Annotated in this window: 11 protein-coding genes; 3 read left to right on the forward strand and 8 right to left on the reverse strand. The window is 38.1% G+C overall.

What is annotated here, in order from left to right; genetic code table 11:
• Nucleotides 1–142 precede the first annotated feature (142 nt).
• Entirely contained in the window at nucleotides 143–3,058 is a 2,916-nt protein-coding gene (locus JOC83_RS14050) for an S-layer homology domain-containing protein (protein ID WP_205188020.1), read from the reverse strand.
• A 468-nt stretch (nucleotides 3,059–3,526) separates the two neighbouring features.
• Here JOC83_RS14050 and JOC83_RS14055 point away from each other — a divergent pair, with 468 nt between their 5' ends.
• Complete coding sequence (locus tag JOC83_RS14055; protein WP_205188021.1) at nucleotides 3,527–4,519, forward strand: C40 family peptidase; 993 nt, start codon at nucleotides 3,527–3,529, stop codon at nucleotides 4,517–4,519.
• A 42-nt stretch (nucleotides 4,520–4,561) separates the two neighbouring features.
• On the opposite strand, the gene JOC83_RS14060 is transcribed toward JOC83_RS14055, so the two are convergent.
• Together JOC83_RS14060 and JOC83_RS14065 are read right to left on the reverse strand one after the other, a co-directional pair.
• Nucleotides 4,562–6,430 carry an S-layer homology domain-containing protein gene (locus JOC83_RS14060; protein WP_205188022.1) on the reverse strand — a complete coding sequence of 623 codons (1,869 nt, stop codon included), beginning with the start codon at nucleotides 6,428–6,430 and terminating at the stop codon, nucleotides 4,562–4,564.
• A 125-nt stretch (nucleotides 6,431–6,555) separates the two neighbouring features.
• Nucleotides 6,556–10,065, reverse strand: a complete 3,510-nt coding sequence (locus JOC83_RS14065; RefSeq protein WP_205188023.1) for a S8 family serine peptidase — start codon at nucleotides 10,063–10,065, stop codon at nucleotides 6,556–6,558.
• A 243-nt stretch (nucleotides 10,066–10,308) separates the two neighbouring features.
• Between JOC83_RS14065 and secA2 the strand changes: the two genes are divergently transcribed.
• Together secA2 and JOC83_RS14075 are read left to right on the forward strand one after the other, a co-directional pair.
• Entirely contained in the window at nucleotides 10,309–12,678 is a 2,370-nt protein-coding gene (gene secA2 / locus JOC83_RS14070; RefSeq protein WP_205188024.1) for an accessory Sec system translocase SecA2, read from the forward strand.
• Nucleotides 12,679–12,696: 18 nt separating this feature from the next.
• Entirely contained in the window at nucleotides 12,697–13,593 is an 897-nt protein-coding gene (locus tag JOC83_RS14075; RefSeq protein ID WP_205188025.1) for an accessory Sec system S-layer assembly protein, read from the forward strand.
• A gap of 297 nt (nucleotides 13,594–13,890) precedes the next feature.
• Here the strand turns inward: JOC83_RS14075 and JOC83_RS14080 are convergent, their stop codons facing one another.
• From JOC83_RS14080 to JOC83_RS14100, 5 genes are all read right to left on the reverse strand, one after another.
• Nucleotides 13,891–15,204, reverse strand: coding sequence for an oligosaccharide repeat unit polymerase (locus tag JOC83_RS14080; RefSeq protein ID WP_338038925.1), 1,314 nt, complete (start codon nucleotides 15,202–15,204; stop codon nucleotides 13,891–13,893).
• Nucleotides 15,205–16,743: a murein biosynthesis integral membrane protein MurJ gene (gene murJ / locus JOC83_RS14085; protein WP_205188026.1), complete on the reverse strand. Its 1,539-nt coding sequence runs from the start codon at nucleotides 16,741–16,743 to the stop codon at nucleotides 15,205–15,207.
• A gap of 11 nt (nucleotides 16,744–16,754) precedes the next feature.
• Entirely contained in the window at nucleotides 16,755–17,462 is a 708-nt protein-coding gene (locus tag JOC83_RS14090; RefSeq protein WP_205188027.1) for a WecB/TagA/CpsF family glycosyltransferase, read from the reverse strand.
• A 158-nt stretch (nucleotides 17,463–17,620) separates the two neighbouring features.
• Complete coding sequence (locus tag JOC83_RS14095; RefSeq protein ID WP_205188028.1) at nucleotides 17,621–18,904, reverse strand: nucleotide sugar dehydrogenase; 1,284 nt, start codon at nucleotides 18,902–18,904, stop codon at nucleotides 17,621–17,623.
• A 259-nt stretch (nucleotides 18,905–19,163) separates the two neighbouring features.
• Complete coding sequence (locus tag JOC83_RS14100) at nucleotides 19,164–20,477, reverse strand: nucleotide sugar dehydrogenase (protein WP_205188029.1); 1,314 nt, start codon at nucleotides 20,475–20,477, stop codon at nucleotides 19,164–19,166.
• Between the last annotated feature and the right edge of the window lie 18 nt (nucleotides 20,478–20,495).

The following is a 20,495-nucleotide window of genomic DNA, read 5'->3' on the forward strand; positions in this document are numbered from 1 at the left end:
AGTTAGGTCATAGTATAAATTAAGTACGTACAAAAAATTCAAAAACAAAAGAGCCCAGCAGAGATTTCTCTCTACCGGGCTTTCTCTCATCTAATAATCTTCGACAAGATTTGAAGAGTGATGCTCACTCTCTATAATTTTATTAGTTACCTTTACTATCTTTCGTAGTTGTTGATGCAACTGCACTTCCTGTACCTTTATTACCTTTTCCGTCTACTACACTTAATGTAGTATTCACAGGATTTGTAGATCCTTCTGGTACAATTTCAATTGTAGAAGATTGAGCAATATTTACTGCATTAGCTAGGCTAATTACAACATACTCATCAGTTGTATTTAAATTAGAGATTGAAGAAACTGTCTGAACTGAACCTTGAAGCACTACTTTAAAGTCATCTGCTTCAGGAGTTCCAGAAAGAACTTCTGAGAATTTAACTAATAAAGTGTTTGTAGTTGTATCAGTATCATTAACAATTACATACTTAGCTTCTTGAAGTACTGGTTTAACATTGTCTTCTAGTGTCAGTACTGTTTCGTAAGAAGATTTAGTTTGTAAGTTACCAACAACATATTCACCTTCTTTAGTTGTTACACTTGACTTAATAGTTAACTTATATTGAGTAGTTGTGGCAAACGATTCTTTAGGAAGAGTAATTTTTACATTCTTCTTGTTTCCTACAAAATCAATTGTAGTACCTGTAGGTAAAGCTTTGCCATCTAAAGTATAATTCGCTACATTTAAAGCTGAATTGTCCATATCTACACCATAGTTAATAGTAATTGCATTTGAAGTAACTGTAGGTGCAGAACCAGCTGCTGTAAATTCTACATATTTAAAGAAGTTATTAGCTGTTGATTTTACAGTTGCCGTTAATTTATCATTTTTATTTGCATTTAGATTGTAGCTAGATACATCATTCTTTACAACTGCATATTTAACTTTTTCAGCAGCAAATTCTACCGTATATGGCTCATCTGTAACGCTTGAAACTGTAATTTCAACTACAGACTTATCGGTACCCAAAGCTACATTGTTAGGTGCGATAATTACGCCATCTTTATCACGAACTACAATATCAGTAGAAGCAGGTGCTGCATCTAATTCACCATCAAAATCAACTAATAGCTTTTTGTTAGCTACATCAATATTAGTTTTCTCAATAGCTGGCTTGTTAGTATCTTTAGATAAAGTGATAGAGCCTTGATACTTAGCACCAACAAAGTTAGAAGAATCTTTATAGTTTTCAAAAGTTACATCTAAAGTAACATTACTTTGACCTGATCCGTATAATGGATTTAATTCACCAGTAGCAGGTTCAGTAATTGCTACATAATAACCAGGCTTACCATCTAAAGAACCAGCTTCGTAATAAACTTTATTCTTTTCAACGTTTGTACCTGCATCCGTTGCTAATTGAGTATTATCTCCCCCAACAGTGAAAGTATAGTTACCTTTTTTAACTGTAAATGATGCATTAGTTACAGTTGTAGCTCCTTCACTAAGTTCGATGAAGAATTTGTTTGCATTTAAAGCTTTAACCGCCTTAACAGCAGGTGCTTCGTTATCTTGAGTTACCGTGTAAGAAGACGTTGCTACACTCGCACTATTAGCAACTGTACCTTTTGTATCCTGAAGATCGAAAATAACAACTTCATGAGAGCCTAACTTACTAGCAAGTTTCTTCTCATCAGGAGTTAAAGTTACAGTGTATACATAATTTCCAGGAGCATCGTCATCAGCAGCTACTAGAGTTTTAGAGTTTAACGCTATGCCATCTAATTTAATTAATGTTGTTGTTGTATTAACTGGTCTGTTAAATTCTAATTCAAGCTTATCTCCATTATAGCTAGATTTAGTAATAGCAGGAGCAGTTGTTACATTAAAAGCAATCTCTTCAGATGCGAATCTTTCAATTTGTTTACCTGAAACATCTTTGATTGAATCTTTAGCTTGTAACACAAACTTGTCGCCACTTTTGAAAACAACTCCATCTTTAAGACGAATTAAAGCTGTTTTATTTTTAACTACGATTTTCTCTATATCTGCAGTTTTACTTACTCCATTGATTTTCAGCTCATAATTAGTTGGTTCAGAAGCATTTGAGCTCATATCTTTGTTAAAAGTAACTAAGACTTCTTCTGCATTAATTGCCTCAACAGAGCTAACTACTGTTTTTACTTCTACAACAGTAAATTCAGCTTCTTTCTTAGCTTCGCCTGCTGTTACACGTACAACGTGTTTACCTACTGGAAGGTCAGCAAATGAAGTAGAGATTTTACCGTCTTTAACTTCTACTTCTTTAGTAGCTGCAGCATCTTTCGAAGTATCACCGTTAGCAAATACTGCTACAGTTGCTTTTTCAGCGTTACGAACATCTGCAGTTACTGTTGTTACAGCATCTGTAGTTGATACAGCAACATTTTCAACTGACTCTTCTGTTGCATTAATTGTGTTGATGATGAAAGTTGCGAATTGTGCACGAGTTACTAATCCTTTTGGATTGAAGTTTTCTTGGTTAGTGATACCTAACTTAGAAAGGATTTCGATATTTTCACGTTGATCTGCATCTGCAGCATCAAGGTCTTTTACTTTAGATACGTCTGATTCTTTTACAAGATCAGCTAAGTCGAAGCCACGAACAAGAACTTTTGCCATTGCTTGACGAGAGATTTTGTTACCAGCTAGAAGTTTGCCGTTAGCACCTTCAAATACGCCAGCAGCTTTTACTTTTAATGCAGCTTCTACTAATTCTGCATCAGTGTGACCTACTACGTCTTCAAAGTTTTCTGTTTTAGATGTGTCTACATCTCCTACTTGACGAGCAAGAATTTTAACAACTTGACCACGAGTGATTGTTTCGTAAGGCATGAATTTGCCGTCTTTACCTTTAACTAATCCTAATTCTACAGCTTTTTCAATATTAGCTGCATGAGAATCCTTAGGATCCACATCTGAGAATGATGCTGCGCTTGCTACTGGAGCTAGTGCAGAAGCAACTACTGCTGCTGTAACAGTACCTGCTACAAATTTACGATAAGACTTTGGTTGGTAAGCCATTGAGTTATTTCCTCCCTTGGTTGTTTCAAAATATTTAAACTAACATTAAGAGATTTGTACTATATGTATATCGAAAGCTCTTAACACTAGCTGTTAACAATTACAAATTATAGTATAGTTATTGCTAGTTTTATTGTCAATATCTTTCATAAATGGATTTATAAGTTATATTTTTGTCTGTGTTTATTCCATTTACATGACATTTTAGCAAACTCTACCTTTTATTCTACATGTTTCTATGTAAGTTTCAACACTTTTTTACATAGATTTGTAGAAAAATAGGTTTTTTTATTCATAACCTAAAGAATCAACATTTTTACAATATGAGACATTAGAATTAATTATTCTCACTATTTGTTACATAATTGTAAAATAAGATGCTTCTTTTTTATGGTAGACTATTTTCAGAAAATACGTTAAATAACTACAAATTTCGGGAATAACTACTATTTATGAGGTGTCATTACGATGTTTAGACGTTTACTATTCGGAATACTTTCATCAATCTTTATAGTTTTATTTACCTATCAACCTACTAATGTTAGTGCGAATTCGACATTAGTGAACTATGATAAGATTATCCCAGCTGCTAAGAAATACATGGGTGTTCCTTACCGTTATGGTGGAACTGCTCCAACTGGGTTTGATTGCTCTGGCTACATACAATATGTGTTTAAAGAAGCTGGAATTAAGCTACCACGCACCACTGTTGATATGTATCGAGTGGGACAAGCCGTATCAAAGCATAACTTACGTGTTGGAGATCTCGTCTTCTTTAATACAACAGGTCGTATTCCATCACACGCAGGTGTCTATATAGGAGATAACCAGTTTATTCATTCCTCTTCTTCAAAAGGAATTAGCATCTCAAACATTAACGACCCGTATTACTGGGGAAGTAAATACATAGGAGCTCGACGTGTTCTTTCATATCCATTAGCTCAAGGTCAATTTCGTGACGCTGGCACATCTTATTGGGCTCATGACGAAATTAAAACATTAGCGAATAACGACATTATTCAAGGATATGAAGGAAGCTATTTTAAACCGAACGAAAGCATTACAAGAGCGGAAGTGGCTGCACTTCTTGCCAAATCTTTAAATCTATCGATGTCGAATCGTAAACAAACATTTAAAGATGTATCATCAAGTCACTGGGCAGTCGGTGCCATTAACGCACTTCGTTCAAAAGGTATCATGAGCGGTGATCAAAGCGGAAACTTCCGTCCAAACGAACGCTTAACTCGCGCGCAACTATCAAAAGTATTGGCAGAAGCCTTTCATTTACAAAAAGCAGCATCAACAGACTTTAACGATGTGCCTTCAAATCATTGGGCCAATCAATACGTCAATCAATTGGCGGCATCCGGTATTACAACTGGTTACCAAGATGGTACATTCAAGCCAGAAAATAAAGTGAACCGCGCACAGTTTGCGACATTCTTATACCGCGGTCTATAATGAAAAACCCCACGCTACTACTAGATGCGTGGGGTTTTTCATTCATTCATTTAGCTGAGCTGATCTCGTTAAGAACAGCGCAAACTGTCCGCGTGATACAGAGTCGGTTGGTCGGTAGTAATCTGTTACAGTTGTCACTTTGTTGAACGCTAATTGATTAATAGCTTCGTAGCTATGATAAGACGTTGGAACGTCTTTAAACGTTCGTTGCTCTGATGCTGACTTATACGTCCCTTCATACGCTCGCGTTAAAATGGATGCCATTTGAGAGCGACTTAAATTCGCTGTAGGTTGAAACGTCCCTCCTACTCCCATTAAGCCGTGAGCTTCAACAATCGCCATTTGTTCATAGTAAAGGTCAGTTGGCTTAATATCTGTTGCTTTTACTTGATACCCCTCTGGCAATTTTAAATTTAGCGCATCCACTAACATTTTCGCGACATGGTGACGTTTAATGATCGAATGCGGCTTATACGTACCATCACCGTAGCCTGTAATAATGTCATTTACTTGTAGGTACGCTGTTGCTGCAGAAAGCTCTGGGTCGTCACCGGTCATATCGGTAAAGAACGTTACACTTCCTTTTTGAAGATGTGACTCTCCTACATATCCTTCAAAGTTATAGCCCTTCACTTTATACAATGAAACCGTGTCTGATTGTTGATGAGGACCGCTGATGACTTGAAGCGGTGTGTACATCGGTAGCGTTCCAATTTCTTTTCCATTCACTCCACTGAAATATGGAGTTGCCTTTTTCAAATACGTCATTTCTCCAGCATAATAAGCACGGTTCTCTTCTTCCTGAATCAATTCTTCTTTGCTTCGCTTGGCTAGATTCAAGTTTTGATACGATAAGCTTAACTTAGAAGAGCCACGGTTAAAGCCTCGTTCTGAATGTTGAACGGCTTGTACGCTTACTTGATCAATGCTTGTTTTATCCACTAACCAGCGATTCGTGTGAAGGTCACTTTGATTCAGCCATTGCTCACTACTTGTCCCACCTGTAACAGAGCCAAGAGACAACGGAGCATAACGCCCTTCATAATCTTGACCAACTAAATAAGCTTGTTTGCTTTGAAGGTTTTGATAAAAAAGCTGTAAATCAACGTAACGGCTATTTACACTGTTTGGTCGATAATCGATTAAGTTTAATGCAATAGGTGTTTGAATCGTATATTCCGGTGAAGACACATAGTTTTGCCAATATGCCTGCATTCCGCTCGTTTCGAACGCTGTTGGTAGCTGTGCGTTCATTTGCATATGTTGAGATAGCGCCTTTTCTGAACCAAAAAGCTGTACATAGTCTTCTGCTAAAAGCTCAGCAAGCATCCATATGTATTCTCCATCTCCCACATTTGCTTTTGGATATTGTGCTAATTCACGCACCTTCGCATAATCTGACTTTAACCACTCGTCCGGAAGCAGACGTTCACTATTCAACAAGTGATAAAACGTAAAATGATGGCCATATTCATGTGACAGCGTTAATGCGAGTGATTCGACCGTTTCATTTGTGTTTCCGTTATAGAGGTGAATTTTACGTCCTGGTAGAAGCTGCTTTCTGTTTAGCTCATATTCAGCAAAATACTGTCCTAACACACCTTTACCCGCAGGTGCGTTCGGAAAAATAATGACTTCTTTTAAGAGAGAGATTTCTTTTCCATATTTGTTTTGGCGTAGCTCTTGCTCTAGTTCTTTTAATTTAGCTGTTGTGCCCCACTCAGAGCTATAGCTTTTAATGGTTACGCCACTTTCACCTTTATATGTAGCAATGAGTTGATAATACTGTTCATAATCTGACTGTGCACTTTTTACCTTTGTTTCGTCGACAACGTGTGCATGTGCATCATTTGCCTGTACCACGAAGAAAAGTGCTCCTACTAAAATAAGAGACTTTATAACTCGTTTCATTCATGTCCTCCTTCTCTATACACCTACTAGAACCCAATTCTCTTCGATTTTATCATAAACTTTCTTTTATTGAAGAACAAAAAAAGACCTCTACCATTAATAGTAGAGATCTCTTTTCTATCGGGTTACTGCTTTTGAATTGTTAATGTGTACGGATTGCTGCTTGAACGTAAATCAGCATCTTTTACTTCTACAAAGTATTTTCCTTTTTCTAATGATAACGTATCAATTTCTTGATCACCCATCATATAATGATCAAGCTTTTTCACGACTTGACCTTTCGCATTATACACCGTCACAACTCCATCTAACTCAACTGGTGTTTGGAACGTAAATGTGTAGTTTCCTTTTGCAGCAACATCAAACTGATAGTAGTCTTTGTCACCAAATGGTACACCTGCATTTAAGAATGCTTTTGCTTCCCATTTCTTATCATTGATTTTCTTTAATGATAATGGTTTAGATGGAATGTTGTTCACCACTTTTGAATGAGCATCTTCATCTTTTGTGTTTAATGCATTCAACGATAACTCATAGCCATTGACGTTAGAACCTGTCCAGCTTTCTAAAACAAAGAAGTAGCCCACATCTTTTTTCGCTTTAAACGAGCCAGCTTCAGGTTCATTGCCCCAGCCTCGATCATAGTACATAGCACTATTAATCTCACTACCATCCATACGCATGTTACCATTTGTATCTTCTACAATGACCGCAAGTGGATCTAACGGTAATGTAAAGTGGAATGGTAAGCCTGCTTTTTCAGACGCACTTGCTTGTAACGGATTTAAATAAAAGCCATATAAACTGTCTGCTTGACGATGCTTATAATAGAACATATCCACGTCGCCTTGCTTCATAAAGTTGCCTTTCACTTTGCTTCCTGTCTTTAATACTTTTGCTTGAATGTCTGTATCGTTATTTTCATGTGCATCTGGAAGCTCGTCTTTTAGCTTTTTCGATGTTAGTTTATATGGATCAAATGACAGAGCGCCCATATTGTCTGTCTTAACAAAGTATTGCTTTGACTTATCTAAATGAAGTGTCGCATGTGCTTTTTCTGCCGAATTTGCATGAAGAATTGGATTTTCTTCAAACCATGAGCTGTATACTTCAAAAATGCTATCTGACTTTTCATCATATTCGTAAATGGTCATGCTTGGCTGTAAAGTTTTAGACTTATCCATCGCAAACTGATAAACAGCAGATTCATCTAGATTTAACTTGTACCAATCTTGGTCACCCATGACTTGGAAATATCCTTCTTGGGTCTGGCCAATCGTCATTTCTTTTGCATTTTCCTTAATAAGCGCAAGCTCTTCTTTTCCGTACTCGGAGAAGCCAAAGAACATTTCCATATTATATGGATCTGCTAGTACGTTCGTTGATTTTCGATCAAGCTTACTTTGTGGGTTCATCTCTTTCATCATTTCTTCAATCTCTTCAGGTGTTAGCTCTACCGCTTGAACTGGGAATCCATCTTCATCCTCTGGTAACTCTTTCGTGTCTACTTTTAATTCATATGGTAAAAGTGCGCCTGCTGATGCAGCTCCTTTCGTGCTCATCATACCGCCAAAGAATAAAAAGTCAAAGATGGATGCAAATGATGTCGCTTCTGAAGAAACTTCTAATACGTATTCCATTCCTGGCATTGCTTCAAACGCCAATGATTCTCCCTTACTATAGCCATTCATATTACCTACATATTCAGGATAAGGCCACATTTCTTTCTCAAACTCTGGTAAATCAGCCGGTGGTTCCTCATTGAACATGTCAGCTGTATAAATTCTTAATTCTGTGTCTAGACCAGGAAGAGCAGACAAATCAACATTTAGCTTTGTTGGCTTATCAAATGTAAAGGTGTAATAGTGCTTATCTGCTGCATCTTGCTCGCCTAATAATTGCAAGCCTGATTGTTTAAACGGTAGCGATTCAATTTTAACTGGATTTTCTTTTGTTGCTTTCTCTTCTTGGTTTGGCTGATCTTTCATCACCTTTAATTGGTACGTTGATTTTCCTTCTTTGCTGTAGTTTTCATTTCGATCGGCTACGCCAATGACTAACGTTCCTTTGCTATCGGCTTTATACAGATATCCTTCTACTTCGCTTTGTTTTACTGTTTGAATTTCAACAGGTTTACTGCTTTCTGTTTTCCCTTCTGGATAGAAGCGTAGCTCTAGCTTATAGTCGTAGTTTGCCGCTCCTTCTAAAATAGACTGAACATAGTCACCTTTATTCACATCTACTTTATACCAATCTTTTTGCTTCATTTCTTTTAACGAACCTGTTTTCGTTACACCCTGCTTTGAAGCGTTAATCGCTACAGCTGTTTTTAGCACTTCCGCTGCTGTTTTTTCTTTAAACGAAGGAATGTTTTTGGCATCCATCTTTAAAGCAGCTACTGGATCGATTAATCCATGACCATAATCTAGGTCAAACCCTTTACTACCTAAGTCCTTCGCTGTTTGTTGTAGAATGTAATTCACTTGATACGAATCTAGCTTTGGATATTTTGACTTAATAAGTGAAGCCACACCGGCTACGATTGGAGATGACATCGATGTCCCACTCATGTTAGCAAATGTTGAACCTTTGAATGGTGTGTAAAGCGATGAATAGACATTTTCACCTGGTGCCACAACATCAATCCCTGGACCATATGTTGAAAAGTATGCTTTTTGGTTTTTATCGTTTGTTGCCCCAACACTAATGACCCCGTCAAACGATGCTGGATATTCATATTCCATATTTCCACTATTCCCCGCAGCTGCAACAACAACAATTCCTTTATCAACAGCCTTTTTAACAGCGCCTTTAATAATTGGAGACTCATAAAAGCTACCAATACTCATATTAATGACGTTCGCACCTTGTTCAATGGCATGCAAAATCCCATCTGCCACTACATAATCACTTGCTCCTAGCATTCCACTGAATACATCAATTGGTAAAATGGATGCATTAGGGTTTACACCTTTTCCACCTACTCCATTATTCGCTTCACTGGCAATAATGCCAGCTACATGAGTACCGTGTTCAGCTGGAGAGCCTGGATTGGCTGGATCAGAAACGTTGTACGGAGCTAATACTTTATTTTTCAACTCAGGGTGATTCACATCAATTCCTGTGTCAATAACCGCGACTTTCACTTTGTTTTCCCCTGCAAGTGTTAGTGCTTTGTCAATTTGAAGCAAGGATAAGTGATACATTTCTTTTGCTTTCGGATCTGCTTGCCCACCTAATAATTCAACCTTCACACTCGGTACTGCACTGTGTACACCACTTGCCTTACGATAGTTTGTTAAAGTAGATTCAAGCTTCTTCCCTTTTTGTAATTTCACCACATCATACCCAAACTCAGGATATGTACGAATAACTTGTCCACCAAGGCGACGGTGATCAGCTACTGACAGCTTTTTGCTGTATTTAACGATGATAGTGTCTTCGCTATATTTTTTCATTTCTTCTTGCTTTTGTTTATAAAGTAACTTGCTCTTTTCTTTTGCGGATAAGCCTAATCGCTCTTTCACATCATATTCTGGCTTCTCCACACTAGCTGGTGCGGCTGATACAACACTCGGAACAACTAATGATGAAGCGATACTAGCGACAACAGCTCTCTTTTTCCAGTGATTCATTTCTCAAAAGCCCCCTGTTAATTACAAAATTTTTCCTACTCTACTATAGACGTATATAATAGGTAAAAGTTTCATATAAATATATTTTTTTCTAATTAATAGTTAAATAGAACTAAATCGCTCTTCTATTCCTAAAATTGGATATGGAATTACAGATAGACTTTGCCAATTTAAGATGAAAGTGGAATTGAACAATGCTATACTAAACCTAGAAAATTAGTTAGAAAGGCTAGGAGAAGAAAGATGTTATCTTACATCAAAAAAATGATTGGTGACAGCCAAGAAAAGCGCATCAAAAAATACTACAAGTTAGTAGAAGAGATTAACGCTCTTGAAGATCAGTTCGCTGCGCTCTCAGATGAAGAGCTACAACATAAAACAGTGATGTTTAAAGAACAATTACAGAACGGTAAAACGATTATTGATATTCGCACAGAAGCATTTGCCACTGTTCGGGAAGCCGCAAAACGCGTGGTAAATATGAGACACTTTGACGTTCAGCTCATTGGAGGTCTTGTTTTATCAGAAGGAAACATTGCGGAAATGCCTACCGGAGAAGGTAAAACGCTCGTCGCTTCTCTTCCTAGCTACTTACGTGCGCTAGAAGGAAAAGGTGTGCATGTTATCACAGTGAACGACTACTTAGCAAAGCGTGACCGAGAGCTAATTGGACAAATTCATGAATTTCTAGGCTTAACGGTTGGACTTAACTTACCAATGATGGGGCTAGAAGAAAAGCAGCAAGCGTATCAAGCAGATATTACATATGGAGTTGGGAATGAGTTTGGCTTTGATCACCTACGTGATAACATGGTGTATGAAAGCACTCAACGCGTACAACGTCCTTATCACTTTGCCATTGTCGATGAAGTGGATAGTGTGTTAATCGATGAAGCCAAAACACCTCTAATCATCGCCGGAAAGAGTGGAGTAAGTGCAAACTTCCACCAGCTATGCACTCGTATTGCGAAAACGTTTAAACGTGACGCAGACTATCATTTCGATGAAGAAACAAAGGCGACAAGCTTTACAGATGAAGGAATTGAAAAAATTGAAAAAGGGTTTGGCATTGAAAATCTTTATGAGCTTCAGCACCAAACGCTTTATCATTACATGATTCAAGCTCTACGTGCACACGTCATGTTTACACGTGATGTGGATTACATCGTACAGGATCATAAGATTTTACTCGTTGATATGTTCACAGGGCGCCCAATGGAAGGACGCACATTAAGCAACGGTCTTCATCAAGCCATTGAGGCAAAAGAAGGCGTGGAAATTACAGAAGAAAACAAGACACAAGCATCCATTACCATTCAGAACTACTTCCGTTTGTACCCAACTCTTTCTGGGATGACAGGTACAGCAAAGACGGAAGAAAAAGAATTTCAAGAATTATATGGGATGGACGTTATCCAAATTCCAACCAACCGCTCCATTCAACGTGAAGATCAAACGGACCGTGTGTACGCAACAATTGATCAAAAGTATCAAGCAATGGCACTTGAAGCAAAACGTGTTCACGAAACAGGACAGCCTGTTTTAATTGGGACAACGTCGATTCTTCAGTCTGAGAAAGTAGCCGACTACTTAAAAGAAATTGGCCTTTCGTATCAATTGCTTAATGCAAAAAGTGTCGAGCAAGAAGTTGATCTCATTTCACGTGCAGGAGAAAGGCATCAAGTCACGATTGCGACAAACATGGCTGGACGTGGAACAGATATTAAGCTTGGTGAAGGTGTCGAAGAGTTAGGTGGTCTATTCGTTCTTGGAACAGAGCGCCATGAGTCTCGTCGCATTGATAACCAGTTAAAAGGTCGTTCTGGCCGTCAAGGTGATCCAGGTCGCTCACAATTCTTCATTTCAATTGAAGACGAGATGTTCCGTCGCTTTGCCAAAGACGAAACCGAGAAATTTGAACAAACAATGAAAACAGACGATACAGGACTGATTTTAAATAGCAAGATAACGGAGTTTGTTGACCGTGTTCAACGTATTTGCGAAGGGAGTAACTATGCCGTACGCGAATACAATCTAAAGCTAGACAATGTGATTAACGAGCAGCGTGGGGTTATTTATTCACTTCGCGATAAAGTACTCGCTTCTGATGACATCGTGTCGATCGTAGAGCCAATGGTTTCATCACACGCAGACTACATCACAAACGAGTACTGCCCAGAGGATTTACTTCCGGAAGATTGGGACGTGCAAGCTTTAGCACAAGAAATGAACGATATTCTTGTTCATCAAGAAGTGACATTACCACAAACGGTACATGACCGCGAAGAAATTGAACAGGTTCTGTCACCAGCTATCAGTGATTATGTAACTGCGCTACAGCCTTATAAAGAGGATGAAGCGTTCCAGCGTGCATTAAAGCCTCTTCTATTGAATGTCATTGATGCAGAATGGATTAAGCACCTTGAAGCAATGGAACGTTTAAAAGAAGGAATTGGGTTACGAGGCTATAGCCAAGAAGATCCGATGCGCCAATATCAGCGTGAAGGCTTAGAGTTGTTTACGATGTCTTATCATCAATTAGAGAAAGTAGCGGTTCAGCAGCTCTCTGCTTTAATTGAAGCGACAGAAGAAGCACGACAAACGAACTTATAATCATAACGGAGGTTACTCATGCTTTCATTTTTCAAACGAAAAGGTAAAAACCCTAAAAAGCAAGGTTTAGATAGCACGGTCGAGTCAAAAGATATTGTGGCCATTGAGGAATCTGCCACAACAGAAGAAGAAGTGCAAACAACCTTATCCATTCACCCAGATTGGAATGTATCAGAAGAAGACCGTTACATTTATCAGTTCATGCACAATAGCTGTGATCCGTTAAAACCAAATCAACTTTCTTTATCAGGTCTTGATTTACATCGTGAAGAAGGAACGGAACGCGTGATTGTGACAGCACTTGTTCGTAACAGCCTTTCACAAACGGTTCGTCTACAAGCTACACCACTTGTTTTAATTGGATCAAACAATGAAATTCTTGCAAAAAAGACATTTGACTTAGAAGCAATCGGTGAAATCCCAGAAAGATCAAGCCGTCCATGGCATTTTGCTTTTGAAAAGGAAACACTCCTTACAGATACACTGCCAGAAAATGAGTGGAAATTAGCGTTTCAGTTAAAGCCATCTCACAAGCTTGATTTAGAAGAGTCTTGGCAAAAGTCATTAGCTCCTGAACAACAAGCTTCATTAAAAGAACTTGTTGAAACGAAATTACCAGCTTTAAACGAAGGTGAAGTAAACTTTATGGGTCTGCAAGCCAATCGTCCAGAGGATAAAAGTTTACACGTTACGATCTTAATTCGAAACGGTAGCGAAAAGGACTTAACACTGCAACAGCTTCCTCTTTTTGTTGAAGATGCTACAGGTGAAGTGGTAGCAACCGGTGGATTTAAGCTTGATAACTTAACGGTAAAAGCTTATACAACAAAGCCGTGGACCTTTATCTTCCCTGCTGAACTTGTTCAGAAAGAAGACATTGATTTAAGTAAGTGGAGAGCATACGCGAAGCAATAAAAAGGATGAAAAATCCCATGCCGTCAACCTATTGGATTGATGGCATGGGATTTATTTTTATATACCTTTTTCACATACATCTTAAAATAAAAAAAATGAGAAAAACGCCTAATTTGTTAGGCGTTTTTCTCATTGGGCTACCAACCGAGGTTATTATTTCAAAAGAAGGAAATATTTCTCTCTACTGTTATTTTATCACCGAAACCTCGATTGGACAATTGCTTTTTTTGAATTTCTTAAATTATTTTTGATCATACTTACTCAGTATGAAACGTGGCAGCTTGCGTGTTTTCTAGCTTATGCTTTGAGCTTTTCACGATCTTGCTCAATGCTTGTCGAAGCAATCGCATAGGCAATCATTAACAAGAACACAAGGTCTAGTAAACCTGTATGAATGGAGATAACAAAAATGGTTAAGACAAATCCATATGCTAATGATTGATACGATTTTACGCCTGTACGCTGCATTTGATTATAAATCATCGCTAGCACTGCTCCGTATAATGCAAAGCCAAGCGCAACAGCAATATATCCACCTTCAATAAAGAACTGACCAACAAGGGTTGGCGTTGTTGTACGACCTGGACGCGTCACGTACTTTCCTTCATCAACTGTTCGTTCATTTACAACTTCCGTAATCGTCATACGAGGTGATGTTTGCTCACCTGGTAACACCGTTGAGAAGATGCCTGCATGAAGGCTTCCATACATGTAGCCATTATCCCCTGTGTGATCCATAATCTTACTAACAACGATACGTCCTGTTACCATTTCACTTGTCAGCGCACGTACCCATTTCGGTGTACTATTGATCTCACGGATGAGTTCTAAGTCTTTTGATACCTCTTCCTCTTCACGAGGTTGCTCAACTTTCGGACCTTCACGGCTGTTGAACTTTTGTGTTGTATCTTCCGTTACAATACGGAACAAGCCGAATAACGAGAATGTGACGCCAATAACAATCATGAATAGAATAAGCCAAGATGTTTTAATCCGCTTCACAATGTAGTGGAATACAATTAACGACGTAAAGAACATCACAGCGATCGGTGTACGATATCCCATTAAAATAAATGCAACAAACACAAATGCTAATAAAATTAAGTAAAACACCTTGCGTTTTGATGTTAGTTCTTTTTCTTTAATGACGCGATAGCAAATTAAGAAAATAACAGCAAACCATAAGAATGAACTTAAAAAGTTCAGCTTTGGATCTAGGTTACGACGAACAGATTCGTCTGTAATCCCAATTTGACCAGTCGCTAGCATAATGATGTAACTAACAAGACCAATAATTCCTAATAAATATAAAAAGTAAATCGTTTTCCCTTTTAAGAAGCTAAGACCAAATGCCGGAAATGTCCACCCTAACTTTTGTACAGCATAAACTGCAAGGTAATAAGCGGCTAGTCCAACTAGAATCGGCCATAAAATATTTTCATGAGCTTCAAAATACTCAATTCGACCAAAGTCAAAAATACTTAAAAAGAAGTAAATGACTAAGATAGCCGGAAAGAATATATAGGGAGAAAATACATCGTGCTTGTTAATAGCTTGAATAAGTCGATTGTTTTTAAACATATTCTTTACAGGGTAAGGTTGTTTACCCACTTACCTCCCTTCACGCGCTTGGCGGCGGAATTCTTTAATGTTCATTAATTCTCGAATCGATTGCGATTTCATGAGCCATAAAAGCGCAAAATAAACGATGGCACCTACAGCTCCCATGATAAACACATACAGATACACATGAAGCTGTTGAAGTGCAAGTTGTGTTTTTGCAGTCCATAGTACTCCTAGCATTCCGGCTGTTGCGATCGTCATTTTTACATACTCTAAGCCTACATAACGCAGACTAAAGCCCTCTATCATTCGATAAAGAGTTGTAAATGTAATCGCTGAGTAAATAAATCCAACAAGCGAAAAGGACAGAGCAAGACCTGATGCACCCATCGTTTTTGATAAGATGGCATTTAAAATCACATTACAGATGATTGAAATAATACCGACTCTAAGCATATAATGTCCTTTTTCAAGCGTATAAAACCCTTTTGCAATGACAGCTTGAATACTATAGAACACAACTGAGCCTGTATATAAAACAGCGTATTTTGCTGTTTCAGAAGCGGCGTCTGCACTGAACGCACCACGTTGGTACACAATTTGAACCACTTCTTGCATTAAAAAGATCATTCCTGCAACCGTTGGCGCCAGCAATAAAAACATAAACGAAAGCCCTTTTTCGATTCCTCGCTTGAATAACGCCATGTTATTTTCAGTCTTCGCACGAGCAATAATCGGGAAAATGATGGTCGCAATTGTCACTCCAAATACAGCTTGTGGAATGTTCACAAGACGAAATGCGTAGTTTAAGTTCGCTAAAGCTGTTTTATCCTCCAACTGAGCAGAAAAGATCGTATTTACAAACAAGTTCACTTGTCCCACTGCAATCGTTAACCCAACTGGTAAAAAAATTAAATAAAATGCATACACTTCTTGTCGATCAATGGATTGCTTCCAGTCGAGAAAGTTTTTTGGCTTTACATACACAAGCTTAATGAAAAAGGATAAAATCGTTCCAATGAAATAACCAAGTGGCACAGAATAAATTCCAATTGAACCATGAAGCAACATCGCACCACCGATTGTACATAGAACGACAATCGTTTGTGAAAAGGTTGAAAATGAGAACTTTTTCTGAGAGTCAAAGTACCCTTCATAGACAGCATTAATGCCGACTAAAAAGACAGAGCCGAAGTAAATAATCGATGTCCAAATGGCTACTTGGATGACTTCTTCTTCCCCTGCCCATTGCGGGTAAATCAGAGGCATTAAAAAAGGTGATAAAGCGATGCCGATAATCGATACGAGTAACGAAATCCAAAACGTCCCTTTTAAAATGTTGGTTAAATGAGAGAAGCCTTGTCCCTTCGCTTCAAATTTATAATAGCTCGGTAAAAATGCTTCCTTCATTCCTGTTAACATAAATAAAATAAACGCATTTGGAATGGTCATGGCTGCTACATATGCACTTGTTACTGCACTAGAGCCAAAATAGTTTGCGATGACCATTTCGCGTAACAAACTCGAAAATTTTAAAACAAATGTGGAAACAAAAAATAAAAGAGTCGCAACTCGTAATTTTGACATAGCAACCCCTTCTATCCTTTTAATACTTTAATTAAAAATTTCGGTAGTACAAGTTGTCTTTTCCAACGCCACGGTTCTTTTAATAAGCGGTATAACCACTCCAAGCCAAAGCGTTGAAAGAAAGCTGGAGCACGATTTAAGCGACCTGAAATGACATCAAATGAGCCACCGACACCTTGATAGACAGATGGAGAAAGCTTGTCCTTATGCGAAATAATCCAATTTTCTTGCGTAGGACTCCCAAGTGCAACGAAAATGATTTCAGCTTTTGATTCATTGATGCGCGCTTCAATCACTTGTTCATCTTTTTCATAACCATCTAATGTGCCAACAATTTGAATGCCAGGATACATTTCTTCTAATTTACTCTTTGCTTCATCCGCAATGCCCGGCTTTGCTCCGTAAAGAAAGACTTTCTTTTGATGAATAGCCGCTTCTTTACAAAGGTGAAGCATCATATCAATTCCAGTTACACGCTTTCGAATCTTTCCACCTTTTAACATCGAAGCTAAGATAATCCCAATTCCATCTGGTATTTGATATGTCGCTTGATTTAAAAGATGGTTCAACTCTTCATCTTGTTGAGCCTTCATTATTTTTTCTGGGTTGATGGCAACAATAAATGACTTTCGCCCATGTTCGATATCCTCTAACAATTTATCGGCTAATTGTTCATACGTATCGCCACAAACATCTACCCCTAAGATGTTTTCCTTCATCAAATCACCTATTCAAAAGAGTTCTTGAGCGGATAACGCTCAAACCACATACTGCCTTTTATTTCTCATGGTTACTAAGAAGCGGTATGAATAACAATATTTACAATAAGGAGAGAAAGACAGGCAGCCTGCCCATCTTTTCTCACTTCATTTATCATTTATAGAGACGAGTTTTTAGAATCGCCTAATGAAACAACTTCAAATCCAGCTGACTCCCATTTCTCACGATCAATACAATTTTTTGTATCAAAGATAACAGGTGTACGCATTGAATCTTTTACTGTTTCAGGGCTAAGTTCTTTAAATTCATTATGATCCGTTAAAACAAGAATAAGATCTGCATGCGAAACCGCTTCTTCTAAGCGTTGTGTTTGACGCTCTAGCTTGTTCTCTTTAATATGTGGATCAAACGCTGTATAGTCTACTCCAGCTTGTTCTAGGTGATGAATCACTTCTGTTGAAGGACTTTCACGCATATCATCAATGTTTCCTTTGAACGCTAAGCCTAATACTGCCACACGACCGTGCTGAATACCTTTTTGCTCAATAATACTCTTTGCTTTTAACGCTGTGTATTCAGGCATTGAATCGTTTGTTTGACGAGATAAGGAAATAATTTTTGCTAATTCTGGTTGAAGCTCCACTAAGAACCATGGATCAACCGCGATACAGTGTCCACCTACACCTGGTCCTGGTAAGTGAATGTTTACACGTGGGTGATAGTTGGCAAGCTTAATCGCTTCCCATGCGTTCACACCAATTTTTTCACTGATTTTTGCTAATTCGTTTGCAAACGCAATGTTTACATCACGATACGTATTTTCAATTACTTTTACCATTTCAGCCGTTGTTGCATCTGTTACGTGAATGTTTCCTTTTACAAATGTCTTATACAACTCAACGGTTAAACGGCTTGATTCTTCATTAATTCCACCAACAATACGGTCATTGTTGATTAACTCTTCAAATACTTTACCTGGAATCACGCGCTCAGGTGAATGAGAAACAAAAATGTCTGTACCAATTTCAAGTCCCGTTTCTTCTAGTACAGGTAACATCACATCTTCTACTGTACGAGGAGGAACAGTTGATTCTAAAATCACTAAGTTTCCTTTACGAACGAAAGGAGCAATTGATTTTGTTGCTTCACGAACATAGTTTAAGTTCGCTGTTTTATCAGCATTAATTGGAGATGGAACAGCGATAATAAATACGTCTGCTTCTTCTGGTGTTGTTGAAGCAGTAAAGTGACCACTTTCAACTGCTGATATTAATCGTTCTTGTAATCCGTTTTCTTCTATGTGAAGTTGTTTTTTATTAATTAATTCGACTGCTCTTTCATTTACATCCACACCATGAACATGTAACCCATGGTTGGCAAACATAACAGCTGTTGGTAATCCAATGTAACCTAAACCAACTACGCATAACTTCTTTGTCATTGCAGAAAATCTCCTTTGTATGACTTCCTTTGTAATTTTAACCTAAATGATATTATATCGAAAAACACAAAATCATGATAGCATTTATCGAAAAACATGAAAAGAATTTATCTCATGTAAAATACGCTTTTTTTCCTGTTCTTTTAGGTTTTTTACCCAAAAAGCGACTTTTCACTCATCATTCTTTCTTCATATATGTTTATTATTTGTTGAGGATATGCTCTTTATCCAATTGTCATTCAAGTAAAAAAGCCGCTGATTAGCGACTTTTCTCGATAGGTTCCCGACCGATTGATAAGTACGTAATCGGATATTTTTTCGCTTCTTCAATTGAATAACAGTTACGACCGTCAAAAATCATCGGTTCCCTCATATATTCAATGTATGCGGTTAGTGGTAAGCTCTTAATGTCACTCCATTCGGTTACAATGAACGCTAGGTTGGCATCGGTAATTGCCTCAATTGAGGAACCTGCATACACTAATTGGTCTCCAAATTCTTTTTCAACATGAGGCATCGCAATAGGATCATACACCGTTACGTGAGCGCCATCCTTTAACAGCTCACGAATTAACAAAAGCGAAGCTCCTTCACGAATATCATCTGTGTTTGGCTTAAATGCCAAACCTAAAACCGCCACCTTTTTCCCTGTTAGCGAACCTACTTTTTCAACAGCTTTGCTATACAATACCACTCGTTGCTTGTCGTTGACTTCAATAACAGACTGCAGCATCGGTGAGGTATAGTCCTTTTCACTTGCTAGTTGAAGAAGGGCTTTCGTGTCTTTCGGGAAGCATGAGCCACCATATCCAATGCCAGCGCGCAAAAACTCTTTTCCAATGCGCTTATCCATCCCAATCCCTGATGACACATCATCAATGTTTGCGCCTACTCGCTCGCAAATATTGGCCATTTCATTAATGAAGCTGATTTTTGTTGCTAAAAAGGCATTGGCTGCATACTTAATCATTTCTGCACTGCGGATGCTTGTTTTGACAATCGGCAAGTTAAATGGCTTATAAAGTGCTTCTACTTTCAATGCGACTTCTTCTTCATCTGCTCCAATGACGATGCGATCTCCATTGAATGTGTCATATACAGCAGAGCCTTCTCGCAAAAACTCTGGATTTGATGCGACTTGAAACTGAACACCATTCTTATTCTTTTCTAATAAAATGCTTTTCACATGCTCATTTGTCCCAACTGGTACCGTGCTTTTTGTAATGACAATCGTGTCTTGCGTTGCATGAGTAGCAATTGCTTCAGCTACTGCTTCAACATATTGCAAATTAGCAGAGCCATCTTCTTTTTCTGGTGTGCCTACAGCAATAAAGATAAAGTCTTTCTTTTCATACGCTTCGTTCGCACTTGATGTAAAATGAAGTCGACCCTCTACAATGTTCTTTTTCATTAATTCTTCAAGTCCTGGCTCATAAATAGGAGAAATCCCGTCTCTCATGTGCTGAACTTTTCCTTCATCTATGTCATAGCACGTCACATGATAGCCAATCTCAGACAAGCAAACACCTGTCACAAGACCTACATATCCCGTTCCTGCAATTGAAATGTTCACAAAACTACCTCCACATAT

Origin of the sequence: Priestia iocasae (assembly GCF_016909075.1) — a bacterium.
GTDB classification, from domain to species: Bacteria; Bacillota; Bacilli; order Bacillales; family Bacillaceae_H; genus Priestia; species Priestia iocasae.